8 protein-coding genes are annotated in these 12,885 nt (G+C 65.0%); 3 read left to right on the top strand and 5 right to left on the bottom strand.

Features of this window, described 5'->3' with window-relative positions; all coding sequences use genetic code 11:
- Positions 1–22 precede the first annotated feature (22 nt).
- The 3 genes from ACI3KT_RS17170 (at position 23) to ACI3KT_RS17160 (ending at position 4,961) form a co-directional block, all read left to right on the top strand.
- Positions 23–2,506, top strand: coding sequence for a right-handed parallel beta-helix repeat-containing protein (locus tag ACI3KT_RS17170; protein WP_404905696.1), 2,484 nt, complete (start codon positions 23–25; stop codon positions 2,504–2,506).
- A gap of 128 nt (positions 2,507–2,634) precedes the next feature.
- Complete coding sequence (locus ACI3KT_RS17165) at positions 2,635–3,951, top strand: hypothetical protein (RefSeq protein ID WP_404905695.1); 1,317 nt, start codon at positions 2,635–2,637, stop codon at positions 3,949–3,951.
- On the top strand, positions 3,948–4,961 hold the full coding sequence (locus ACI3KT_RS17160) for an acyltransferase family protein (RefSeq protein WP_404905694.1): 1,014 nt from the start codon (positions 3,948–3,950) through the stop codon (positions 4,959–4,961). The genes ACI3KT_RS17165 and ACI3KT_RS17160 overlap by 4 nt, the downstream gene beginning before the upstream one ends.
- A gap of 35 nt (positions 4,962–4,996) precedes the next feature.
- Here ACI3KT_RS17160 and ACI3KT_RS17155 read toward each other — a convergent pair whose 3' ends face one another.
- From ACI3KT_RS17155 to ACI3KT_RS17135, 5 genes are all read right to left on the bottom strand, one after another.
- The gene (locus ACI3KT_RS17155) at positions 4,997–6,349 is read right to left on the bottom strand and encodes a lipopolysaccharide biosynthesis protein (RefSeq protein WP_404905693.1); all 1,353 of its coding nucleotides are present in this window, start codon (positions 6,347–6,349) and stop codon (positions 4,997–4,999) included.
- Positions 6,319–7,389, bottom strand: coding sequence for a glycosyltransferase (locus tag ACI3KT_RS17150; protein WP_404905692.1), 1,071 nt, complete (start codon positions 7,387–7,389; stop codon positions 6,319–6,321). Before ACI3KT_RS17150 ends, ACI3KT_RS17155 begins: the two co-directional genes overlap by 31 nt.
- A 44-nt stretch (positions 7,390–7,433) precedes the next feature.
- Complete coding sequence (locus ACI3KT_RS17145; protein ID WP_404905691.1) at positions 7,434–11,093, bottom strand: PKD domain-containing protein; 3,660 nt, start codon at positions 11,091–11,093, stop codon at positions 7,434–7,436.
- Between the two features lie 151 nt (positions 11,094–11,244).
- Positions 11,245–11,898, bottom strand: a complete 654-nt coding sequence (locus ACI3KT_RS17140) for a hypothetical protein (RefSeq protein ID WP_404905690.1) — start codon at positions 11,896–11,898, stop codon at positions 11,245–11,247.
- Positions 11,895–12,884, bottom strand: a complete 990-nt coding sequence (locus ACI3KT_RS17135; protein WP_404905689.1) for a glycosyltransferase family 2 protein — start codon at positions 12,882–12,884, stop codon at positions 11,895–11,897. The genes ACI3KT_RS17140 and ACI3KT_RS17135 overlap by 4 nt, the downstream gene beginning before the upstream one ends.
- Position 12,885: the final 1 nt, after the last annotated feature.

Raw genomic sequence — 12,885 nt, 5'->3', positions numbered from 1 at the left:
TACGGAACTGCTCAGGACGTACATGAATATCGCCACCCCTTCGAAACGCTCCACCCGACGCATCACCCAGCTCTCCACCGCCATTGCCGCGGCCTTCGCTCTCACGCTCCTCGGAGCCATGGCTCCGATCGCATCTGCTGCTGCCGACACCGGCCTCCTCGCCCAGGACCAGTTCGATCGGTCGACAGATGGCGGTTGGGGATCCGCGGCCGTCGGCGGCGTCTGGTCGAGCAACAACTCGACCGTCCTCGAGGCGGCGGAGGGCACCGGCGTCTTCCGCCTGAAGCCATCGACATTCGCCGTCAACACACTCGCCGGAGGAATAGATCTCGACTCTTCCGTCACGTTCACTTTCTGGCCGTCCGAGCTCCCGGAGAGCGGCAACGGTGCGACGACGTCCGCGATCCTTCGTGCAGCTGACGGGCACTCTTATCAGGCGCGAGCCCGAATCACCGCTTCCGAGCGCGTCTCGATGACGATCAGCCGCTACGACGGCAGCGTCGCGAAAGAGGTCGTGCTCGTCAGCGACACCGTCCTGCTCCGCAACACCGCAGCAGAGGATCGATACACCATCGAGTTCGCCGCCACAGGCGACTCCGCGGTGGCGCTCGCCGCGCGTGTCTGGAGGGTCGGCACGACCGCGCCGGATTGGCAGCTGTCATACACGGACCGCTCCGTCCAGCGGATCTCTCACGCCGGCGCAATCGGCGTCGGCGCGTACCTTTCGTCCGGCACTCCCGCACTCGATCTCATGGTGGATGACTTCTCTGCGCGTCACGCGACCATGCCCGAACCGACACCCACACCCACACCCACGCCCACGCAGCCGGAAGAACCTGTACCGACCGAACCCACGGAACCGGAGACGCCGACTGCGCCTCCGGCGATGACCGGGTCCGCAGCGGTCGGCTCGACCGCATACGCGGTTCCCTCCGGCGCCGTCTACGTCAGGGCGGGTGGAGCATCTTCTGGCAGCGGTACTCCTCAGTCGCCGTACGGCAGCCTGGCGTACGCGGTGGCGAAGGCCCCGTCCGGGGCCACGCTGGTGCTGCGCGGAGGCACGTACCACGAGACGGTCACGATCCCGATCGGCAAGAAGCTGACCATCCAGTCCTACCCCGGTGAGGCCGTGTGGCTGGATGGACGCTCGAAGGTGACCGGCTGGCAGCAGTCCGGTTCCGCCTGGGCAGTCAGCGGTTGGAGCTACGACTTCGACCGTCGCGTGTCGTTCAGCAAGAGCTCCGACGAGACCTCGCGGTGGACGGACGCAACCAATCCGTACGCCGGATACCCCGATCAGGTGTGGGTCGATGGCGTCGCTCAGCGTCAGGTCGGCAGTGCAACGCAACTGACATCAGGGACCTTCTTCGTCGACACCGCTCAGAAGAAGCTGGTCCTCGGCTCCGATCCCACCGGCAAGACCGTCCAGGCGAGCACACTCCAGAAGGCCCTGACCATCGCCGGCTCCGGGTCCACCGTGCGTGGTCTCGGCGTGCGCGGTTACGCCACGACGGTGAACCAGATGGGCGCGATCACGGTCGAGGTGCCGAAGATCACCCTCGAGAACCTGGTCATCACTCAGAACGCGACGATCGGGCTCTACGCTTGGGCCGCCGATCATCAGTTCCGCAACCTGACCGTCACCCAGAACGGCTTGATGGGTATCGGCGCGAACAAGGCCGATCGCCTGTCGATCAAGAACTCGCAGGTCGACGGCAACAACGTCGAGCGGTTCAAGCCCGCTCCGGTGTCTGGCGGTATGAAGATCACTGCTTCGAGTGATGTGGTCATCCAAGACAGCACGTTCTCCGACAACGTCTCGTCGGGCCTGTGGTTCGACATGTCGGCGTACAACGCCACCATCGTGGGCAACACGATCTCCGGAAATGGTCGCTACGGTCTGCTCTACGAAGCGAGCGAGAAGGCCCTGATCGCGGACAACACGTTCGCGAACGCCGGTCACACCGCCCTGATGATCTACAACGCGGGAGGTGTCCAGATCTGGAACAACACGTTCGCGTCCAATGCCCGCTCGTTCTGGTTCATGCAGGATGAGCGTCGTCAGACCGATGCCGCGCTGGCGTCGAAGATCCCGTGGGTCGTCAAGAACATCACGGTGAAGAACAACGTCGTCTCCTTCGGTACCGGGGCATGTCCGATCCTCACTCAGGACACCACGCGTCGGTGGTACGGAAACGAGTTCAAGATCACGATGGACTCCAATCTCTATCACCGCGCGAGCGCGACGGCCCCCGGCAACTTCGCGTGCTGGGCGAACGGACCCGCAGGTACCCGCAGCTTCAAGACGCTCGCGGAATTCCAGGCGCACACGGGAGGCGATCAGAAGTCGAGGCTCCTCGAAGGCACCTCCCCCTTGACGCCGTCCTATGCGCTCACCTCCGCTGCGGCCAGTCTCGTCTCAGGCATCGTTACGCCTCTGCCGTCGAACATCGCGACGCGGATCGGAGCGACGAGCGGTCTTCTGCTCGGTCAGATCATCGACTGACCGTGCGACGACGTAGCGTGGACGCACTCGGCTCTGCGTCCACGCTACGTGCTCCCCGACCTCCATTGGTAGGCTTCAACTGCTACGCAGGCCGCGTGGTGCTGCTGGGGCGGTGGGAGGTGGTGCCGGTGCCTTCTGCACCCGTCTCTCCCCTGCCCGTTGCGTTCGTCCCTCGGAACGAGAGCCGCTCACCCGCCGCTCAGGCGGTCGCCCTGGGCGTGACCGTTCTCATCGCGCTGCGCATCGACATGCAGTTCGCTCTGACTGCCGGCGGCGCTGCGGCAGTTCTACTGTCGCCGCTGTGGTTCGGGACAGCCCTGCGGATGCGGTGGCCGCGGATGCTCTGCATCGCAGCGATCCTCGCGACGGCGTCCGGCGCGATCCTCACGATGTTCCACTCGGTTGATCACACGCAGCTCAGCTACGACTTGGCTGCACGGGCTGTCGCCCTACTGCAGCTGGCAGCGGTGGTGGGATTCCTCATCTGGGCGCACCGGGTCACATCCCTGGCGAAGACCTCTCTCGCTTTCGCGGCAGGACTAGCGGCATCAATCCCTCTCCATGTCAGCGATGATCCCAACTTCTGGCGATTCACGCTCTCCGTCCCGGTCGGAGTGTTCGTCCTGGCGCTGTGCTCCATGACCGATCGTCTCGTGTTGACGCTCAGCGCCATCGGCGGGCTCTCGATCATCGGGCTGATGAACGACTCGCGATCGAACTCCGCGTTCCTGCTGCTCACGGGCGTGGTGCTCATCTGGCAGCGTCTCTCCGCCACCGGCTCGCCCCGGTCTCGCGGGTGGGGAGGTGTGCTCTCGCTCGCGGCCGTCGGCGGACTGATCGCCATGATGCTCCAGGGAGCGATCCTCGAGGGATACTTCGGCGAGGTCACCCAGGCGCGCACCGCCGAGCAGATCGCCCGCGGCGGCAGTGTCGTCGTCGGCGGCCGCCCGGAAATCGCCGCGAGCATCGCTCTCATCACCCGCTATCCCTGGGGGCTCGGCTCGGGAATCAAGGCGACGTACGACGACGTCCAGGCCGCAAAGTCGTCGATGGCGGGTATCGGCTATGATCCGAACAACGGATACGTCGAGCGTTTCATGTTCGGCACGGGCATCGAAGTCCATTCGGTATTGGGCGACTTCTGGATCTGGTACGGATTGCCGGGTGTCGCGATGATCGTCGCGATCCTGATCCTGCTCGCCATGGCGATCAAGCGAGGATACGTCGCCGGAGCGCTGACACCATTGCTTGTCTACCTCGCGATCCGAGCGCTCTGGGACATCCTGTTCAGTCCGTTCGACTCTGCGCTGCGCCTATGGCCGCTGGTGCTCTCACTCGCCATCGGCTATGCGTCATACACGTTCACCGGCCCGCGGGCCGATCTGCACTCTCTCTCACCGGTACCGATCCTTCGCACGCGCTCTCGCCCTAAGGGGGCCGTGTGAGCAAACCCGTCACGCAGCGGATCGAATGGGTCGATGCAGGCCGTGGCCTGGCGATCGCGCTCGTCGTGCTGTTCCATTCCACCAACTGGCTCGGCGAGGCGGGGTTCGGCATCGAGGGCTGGGACTTCTTCGATGAGACCATAGCCTCGATACGGCTCCCCCTGTTCTTCACGATGTCCGGACTCTTCGCGGTGAAGTGGATGCGGGCGAGCTGGCGGGACCTTTGGGGCTTCAAGATCTCACTGTTCGTCTGGGTGTTCGCCCTATGGAGCGTCATCGCCACCTTCTCGTTCATGCTGGGGCTGAACGTACAGGGCGCCGAGGGGAACTATCTCGGTCAGCTCAAGGATCTGCTGTGGGCGCCGTTCCTGCCGAGGTTTGAACTCTGGTTCATCTGGGCGCTCGCACTCTTCTTCGCGGTCGCCAAGCTGATGCACAAGCTCCCCATCGTGGCGCAACTCGGCGCGAGCGGCTTACTGTCTATCGTTGCGCTGTCGAACCTCTTCGTCGGCAACACTGGCTGGGTCGGAAGCGCGAAGTACTTCTTCTTCTTCCTCTGCGGAATCCTGCTGCGGGACCGGATCATCCGCTGGAGCAATTCAGCCCGCCCGATAGTCCTCGTTGCGGTCTTCCTCCTGTGGGCGGGGATCGCGCTCGCAGGGACCTCGCTCGACTTCCGTTCGTTCCCGGGATACTACTTCGTCTGCTGCGTAGTCGGTGTCTTTGCCGGCGTGGCCCTCAGCCAGGCACTTGCCCGCGTGCCAGGTCCGCAGTACCTCGGTACACGCACACTGCCCGTGTATCTGACCCATACGACCGTCATCCTGATCATCGTCTGGTTGCTCAGTCGTACGGTTCCACTCCCCGATCTGGCTGTGCTGGGTTCGGTGCTGCCGCCTGTCCTCGCCGCCGTCGCCATCGCGGTCTCACTCCTGCTGAGCCGAGCGTTCGCGAGGAACCGGGTGCTGCGGTACGTGTACGAGCAGCCACGCTGGTTCGCGCGGCGCTGATGCGGATCCGTGTCCTTGCCCCGCTCGAGAGCGTCTCACTCCGCGACTGCAGGCTCCAGGGCCGCTTCACGACGTCGGCGCCGAACATCCGATCGCACGTAGATCAGGTTCGGAAGCACCTGGCACACGGCCACGGCGAACGACACGGCGATCAGGTTCCCCGCTGCGCCCAGTAGCGGAATGAGCAGCCATGAGCCGCCCAGCGCGATCGGAATCATGACGATCGTGGGCAGAACCTGAAAGCGCAGACCCGCGAGGTCGGTCATGTACATGCCGACCGGGTACTTCGCCGCTTGCAGTGCCACGAAGACGACGAATGCGACAATCAGCTGCCATGAGAGAGCCAGGGCGCCGTCAGAGATGATCGTGGCGAGCCAGGGCGAGATCGCAGCCATGCCGCCCGCGATCACGAGTCCTCCGCCGAGGAACCAGAAGGTGGGCACCCACGGGCTCTCGACGCGGCCAGCCGCGCGAGCTCGCGCAAAGATCGGCCACAGCGCGACTCCCGCGGCCGAGATCGTCTGCAGAGCGATCCCGAAGATCTGATAGCCCAGGTTGTACTCGGCGAGTTGTTCCACCCCGCCGACGTGGCTGACCAGGATGCGACCGGTCTGCATCGCGACCGGCAAGGCGAGCAGCTGCACGAGCATGGGCCAGGCCATGTTCACAACCGGAACACCCGGCGCCTTCCGCACTTGGAAGACCTCGCGGGAGAGCAGACCCATCTGCGGTGATATCAACCGCGCGGCGATGCTCAATGCGATCACAGACACGACGGTCGACGCCAGGTATGCAGCCACCGCGATGTACTGGTCTGCCCGAACGCCGAACACCACGCAAGCCCCGATCAGGGCGAAGATCAACGGGGCCGTGATCACCTGAGTCGCGATCTGCATCGTGTTGCGACCGAGTCCGATAAGAATCCGGGGGCCGAGCGTCAACGGGAGTGTCAGACCGAACAAGGCAAGGCACACGCCTGCCACGACGTTCCCCTCCGGCATGAGACCGTCACCCAGGATCCGCGGCCACGCGTCGAGCAGAGTGAGAAGGAAGGCGACCGCGACGATCACCGCGCTGGCCAGCAGGAGCAGACGCACGGTGCTGACGAGAGCCCTGCGCATCTTCGCATCCTTGCGCGGATCGCCGGATTCGGCTACTGCGTTGATGACGACAGCGGCGAGGCCCAAGTCTGCGAACGGCAGCAGCGTCGGCAGGCTCGCTAGCAGTCCGTACTGCGCGTATGCCTCCACGCCGAAGCTCTGGATGATCATGCGACTCGTGACGAGGCCGATGAGTCCGGTGACTCCCATCACCGCGACCTTCACGACCGCGGCGGAACCGACGTTGCGCCACATGCTCATGCTGCGCTCGAATTCGCGACGATCCATCGTTCGGCCTCGGCGCGACCATCCTTGGAAGGAAGGTCGGCAAGTACATCCGCTGCCGTGCGATCGCTCTTCAACGAGGCTATGAGCGCGGCGGCGAGACTCCTCGCATCATCCGGATCTGCAACGACGCCATGACCGTGCTCGGCGAGCCATGCGGCAAGCCCTGTCTCAGCAGTGGTGACGATGAGACAGCCCCTCTCGAGAGCTTCGACGATCGGCAGACCGACCTGCTCTCGCCAGCGCGGCCGTGGCTGCGATGGGAGCGCAAGCACCTTGGACTGCGCAAGGAGCTCGAAGATGAGGCTACGCGGAGGGTCGATCTCGACCCTCACCGCGCCATCGTCGCGGGCGAGCAGAAGCGCCTCGTCGGCGCCCGCGCCTTTACCCATCAGCACGAGTCGGGCGTCTGGATGCGCGGCCTTCACAATCGGCCAAGCCCGCAGCAGCAGCGGGAAGCCCTTGCGTTCCGAGAACTCCCCGAGGAAGGTGACGATCGGCTGGCGGATGCCGGTCTCCCGCACCGCGCCGTCGGCCACCGGCAGAGCAGGGATCAGACGGCACGTGGCGTGGCTGCGTCCGAGCAGTCGATCGTAGAGGTCCTGAGCCTGCGACGTGCCGAACGCGACGCGATCGAGCGAGCGCCAGACGCGGCGGACGAACATCCTCTGTACTCGCAGCTTCAGTCGAGCTCTCAATGGCAGAGTCGAGAAGCCGTCCTTCGGGTCCTTGTTCTCGATCGCATAAGCGACGACCACGACGCGCTGTCGACGGATGCCGGCACGGATGCGTGCCCCGACGATCGCTGAGAGCGATCGCGGAGCCGCCCTCACAAGGAGCGGCTCCGCGATCTCGAGCACATCGATGTCGTTGCGCAATGCGTACCAGAACGCACCGAACGTACCGGCCCTGCGAGCCCCGACTCTGGCAGCCAGATCGGCGTCGAAGTCGTACCGCCGCTGCGAGTACAGCACCGTCGTGCAGACGTCCGATCGAAGTATCCGTTCGAAGTGGGCCGTTCGAGCCACGTCGTACAGTTGCACGTGTATGACGGGACGCATGGCCTGCTCTTGACGTCCTTCCTTGATCATTGCGCTGCGGTCGGGTCCTTGACGGTGATCGAATCGAACGATACCCCACCACCGGTGGGCGTGTTCGGGAGGTAAGTGAACACCGACACCGCACCCGGCACCTGAAGGGCCGCGAGAGCATTCGTCCCTTCACGCTGCCACGTCGTAGGTTCCGTCTCCGACTGCTTCCACACCTTCGCCTTGACGGTGGTGGGATTGGTGCCGGTGACCTCCATGCTCAGCACATACTTCTCGCCGGGCACGATCGTGATCGGCACCTGGAGAGCCGGAGCGATCGCGGTGGAACCGTCCTGCAGAAGGTAGAGCTTGACACCGCCGTCGGCCTGGAGCCGCAGGCGAGCGATGTAGTTCGTCGACCCGACCCGACGACCCACCAGTGCGACGTACTGACCCTCGACGAGGGTGTCGACGCTGAAGACCGCATCGATCCTCGTGTTCGCGCTGGACACGGCGTTCAGGTCCGCGTACAGGGTGTTGGCAGCGGACGCCGGCAATGCGATCTTCCCGAGACCGCCAGCGACAGAGAATCGGCTCGCTGTTCCTCGCAGCGACCAGGAGCCTCCCAGATCCGCTGTGCCCCACCCATTCGCCACAGTCCGGTCGAAGGCGTCAGCGGCGATGAGTCCGATGACCGCTTCCGCGACCGTCACCTGCGCGGTCTTCGAGGAAGTCGCACCATCGTCGTCCGTGACCGTGAGCGTGACCGTGTAGGTGCCCGCCGCCGCGTATGCGTGCGCGGCTGTCGCGGTCGAGGCTGTCCCGCCGTCGCCGAAGTCCCAGGCGTAGCCGACGACGGTGCCGTCGGGATCTGTGGACGTCGTGCCGTTGACCGAGACAGAAAGCGCATCAGTCACCGGGGTCGCGAACTGGGCCGTCGGGGCCTGGTTGGGGATCGGCGCGACCGTCACCGTGGTGGTGGCTTGCCCCGTCGCGCCGTCATCATCCGTGACCGTGAGGGTCACGGTATAGGTTCCCGCCGCCGCATAGGTCTTCGCGGCTGCAGCGCCAGTGCCGGTGGTTCCGTCTCCGAAGTTCCAGCTGTAGGAGGCGATTGTTCCGTCGCTGTCAGTGCCGCCGCCGTTGAACCCCACGTCCAGCCCGTTGATCACAGGCGCGCCGATCGCCGCCGTCGGTGCAACGTTGGGCATCGTCCCGGTCTTACCGACGTTGTAATGCGAGCTGACCCGCTGCGCCGACAGCGCCTCGTTGTAGACGGCGATCTCGTCGAGAGACCCCTCGAACTGTGCGCTCGACGGGGCCCCGGGCCATCCGCTCAAGCCGTCGTTGCCGACTCGCCAGTAGCCCTGGTAGGACTGACCGCTCGTAGTATCGGAGCGCTCGGCCTTGAGGTCGCCGTCGACGTACAGCTTCATACCGGTGGAGCCGAGGGTCGCGACCACGTGATGCCATGCACCGTCGCGATAGGACTGCGTCGTGTTGATCGAGCGCACTTCGCCCGGATACACGCCGAAGTAGATCTGACCGGAGTTGCTCATGTAGATCTGACGGTCGTAGGAGCCGGACGTGCCCGTCTGCGCGCTGCCGAACCCGATGATCTTGCCGCCGCTCGTGGACGTCGTGCGGAACCAGCTCTCGGCCGTGAACGTGTCGGGTCCCTGCTCACGCACAGTGGAGTAGCCGTTGCCGTTGTTCTGACTGGAGATGATGCTGGTGTTGAACGCGATCGCCTTGTCTACGTCATTCGTGAGGGCACCGGTCTGCCCGCGGGTCATACGACCTGCGAGGTTCAGCGCAGACCCCCCGATCAGATCTGCCGAGGCACCGCTGGCCTCGCCCAGCCGCCACAGGTGCGCAATATCGTCTGTCGCGACGTTCTGCAGGTACGGCGACGCGGAGCCACCCGCCACGGTCGCGCTGGTCCAATCGGACTTGAACGTGTTGCCGTAAGGGTCGCTGACGACCGCTCGCAACTGGTGGGTCGAATCCGCAGCGAGCCCGATTATGCTTGCCGTCAGCGTCTTGTACTGCCAGAACGGCGTATCAAGCTTGAACTCCTTGACGAGACCGGCCGCGTTCTCGGTGTCGAGATACAGGCGGTACGTGAGGTCGGTGTCATCACGGTCGAAGACCGTCGGGAACGACACACGCAGCGCACCGGGAATCGCGGTGCTCACCTTCGGCGCCCACCAGGCGCTGAACGTCTGGTCGGCGTCGTGCGCCGCGCGCTCCTGCTCCTGCGAGGGACGTGGCCCCTGCTTGTTCGGAGCGTTCGACTTGACGGTGTATCGGACGAGTCCCTGCTGGGCTCCGCCGTTCACCGAGGTGAATTCGCCACCGTACACGACATACTGCGCGTTGCCATCGACGGTCCAGACTGCCTGATTCTTGCCGGTGTAGGTTCCGGACGGCGTGTACGGGAACCAATAGGTCAGCTGCGGGTGCGCGATGCCGGGGTGATCCGGATAGCCGTACGGGTCAGCGGTGTTCACTCCCGAGATCTCCTTGGTCCACGCGGTGGAATGGTAGAACGTCCATCCACCGGTGTCGACCTGCGAGAAGCCGCCCGAGTTGCCGCAGTAGTGGTGGTGCGAGGCCGAGTAGAGCAGGTCGCCGACCGACGCGATGTCGTAGTTGTCACCGTGGCAGTCTTCGATCCAGTTCACGTCGCCACTGGACCAGTCGATCGAGAATGCGCCCTCGATGGTGCCGGAGCCACCCCAGTGACCACCGGTGCCGTAAGCGTAGTTGCTGTCCGAGGTGAGTGAGAAGATCCAGGCGTTTCCGCCGGCGTTGCGCACCTCGCTGTTCGCGTTCAACGTGACCGCGCGTGAACCGTCCGCTGTGTCGAACATCGCGATGCCGTAGCCCTGCGAGTTGCCGTCCCGGCCGTTGGCGACGCTGTATGCGGTGCCGGTCCCGTTGGCGAACGCCGCGCGGGTGAAGTTGCCCGCCGCCATCAGCTTGGTGCCGTCCGCGTTCACCGTCAGCGCCAGCACCTGGTTGTCGGGAAGCGTCGGCTGCCGAACGCCGTCGGCGTCGTTGAAACGCGTACGGAACGCCGCGACGATGTTGCCGTTCGTGAGACGGATCGCGCCGAGACGCGCGCTGCTCTCACCGTTGACGGCGCTGAAATACCCCCCGACATAGGCCACCGTGTTGGTCACGGCGACCGAACTTGCCGGGCCGTTGAGCTCCGGCGTCTTCGTCAGGGGAGCGAGCTGGCCCGTCGCGAGGTCGAAGACCGCGATGCGGTTGCGAACCTGGCCGTTAACCTGCGTGAAGTTGCCGACCACGACTAGCTTGGTGCCGTCAGGAGTGACGGCAGCATCCTTGACAGCTGCGTTGAATGAGGGAGCGAACGGGAGCAGCTCACCCGTTGCGACGTTGAACGCCAAGAAATTGTTGCGCGCGACCTCGTTGACACCGGGCTCGGCGCCGGCGGGCCGAGCAGTGCTGAACTCGCCGACCGCGTAGGCGGTGTTTCCCGCGACCTCCACGCCCCAGATCACGCCATTGCCGATCTGGACGGTGGGAAGCGCATCGGCGGAGACAGGTTCGGGCCAGTCTTCTCGTGGGAGCTGATCCTCCCACGCGGCGGCGTTCGCTGCCACCGGAACCACTGCGAGCAGTGCTCCGATCACGGTTGCGATGACGACCGATGCCAGTGACTTCCGAAACGGCTTGTACGTGCGCATGGACGTGTCCCCAATTGCCATGAGGCCGCTGAGCGGCCAATCCCCAGTAAGAAGCACACCATTCCCCAATGGTGTAGCTACTTGACTCTAGAGCCCCGAGCATCGAAAGTAAAGCGCGAATATACTGGTGCTCGCGACACCGGCGAACGTGCTACGAGACAGGACCCTCGAACAGCACGACCGGAAGGTCCACGGAGAGATCGACCTCGACCAGGATCTGACCCCGCGCGGCCTCCGGCACAGTGAATGCGTAGACGCCCTGTGCGGCCTCGCCGGGCGCGATCGACAGTGGGAGGTCCTGGCGGGGCTGGACCAGGATGTTGGCCGGTGTGCGGTCCGTGCCGTAGTAGACGTTCACGATGAGCGTGTCTGTGAGTGCGTCGCTGTCGTTCGCGTTCTCGACGTTGACGGTCACCTGCAACGCAGGCCCTGCGACCTCGCCGGGCACCGATGCCTGGCCGGAGATCGCCGTGATCGATGCGAGACTGACTCGAACGCCGGACGCCGGCTCTGCGACCTGGTCCAGAGGTACGGGCGCTGACGTCTCTCGCGGTGCGACCGTGGCGGGTGTGTCACCGTCGGGATCTGCTCCCGTGGTGGTCGATGGTGATGGTGAGGAATGGTCGGAGTCGCCCGGCACGGACGACGCCGACGGGCCGCCGGACGATGTCGATGAGCCGCGCCCCCACCCGGTCGCCATCCCGATGACGAGCACCAGGATGATGACGACCGCGGCAGCGGCAGCGATGATCCACCATCTGCGCGCGCGTGCCGACGTCTCAGAACCACTCTCTTCAGTCGTCACGACTCTCCCTGTCCCCCGCTTGTCTCCTCGCACTGTACCCCCGGCGCGCCGCTCTGCGTGGCAGGTCGCGCAGTGAACGCCCGCGACGATCGCCTCGAGATCCGACGTCCATCACGCACGCCCCTGAACGCGGCGCCGAGAGGTATCCACGGCTTCGAAAGGAACTGACGACGACCACCGCGGAGGAGGACCTCGCGAGCGGACGCCCACGCCCCACGCCTCCACCGATGCACATCCTCGTCGTCGAGATGCTTCGCCGCGAACATGAGCCGATTGCGGATGTTGTAGTAGTAGTACCCCTCGGATTTCGCCCGATCGGAGGGATCCCGACCTTGAGTCCCACCCTCGTCATGGACCGCGATCGCCTCGGAGACCACGACGAGATCTCCACCCACATCGATCACGCGTCGGGAGAAGTCGACATCCTCCCAGTACAGGAAGTAGTCGTGATCGAACCCGCCTGTCGCACGCCACAGCATGTCGGGGATCAGCAGACACGCCCCCGACAACCATTCCCACCGCGCCTCATCCTGACGGCTTGAGCGCCGACGCACGCCCATCGTCCGACCATCGGAGAGGTAAACGTCTGCTCCGTCGAACCAGATCTTCCCTGCTCCGTCCAGAATCGTGGGGGCGAACGCGGTCATCCTGGATGATGTGGCCCGCCGCTGCAGCGCGCGCACCGCCTCCGCGGAGATCGTGGCATCCGGGTTGAGCAGCAGCAGGTCCTGCGCACCGAGACTCAGCGCACGTTCGGCACCCGCGTTGACGCCGCCGCCGAAACCGAGGTTCGTCTCGGCCTCCACGATCTCCCATCCGTGCTCCGCGGCGAGCGCGCGCACCGCGATCCGCTCAGACCACGAAGAGAGGTTGTCCACCACCACCACGAGCGCCGGTTCGACCTCACGCACCGTCTCGGAGAGATTCGCCCGCAGGAGCGCGGACGACGCGTAGTTGACGACGACGACTCCGAGAGCGGCATCCATG

The organism is Microbacterium sp. ZW T6_19, assembly GCF_044987465.1.
Classification (GTDB): Bacteria; Actinomycetota; Actinomycetes; order Actinomycetales; family Microbacteriaceae; genus Microbacterium; species Microbacterium natoriense_A.
Note: the sequence above shows the minus strand (reverse complement) of the source record. Positions and strands in the feature narration are given on the sequence as shown.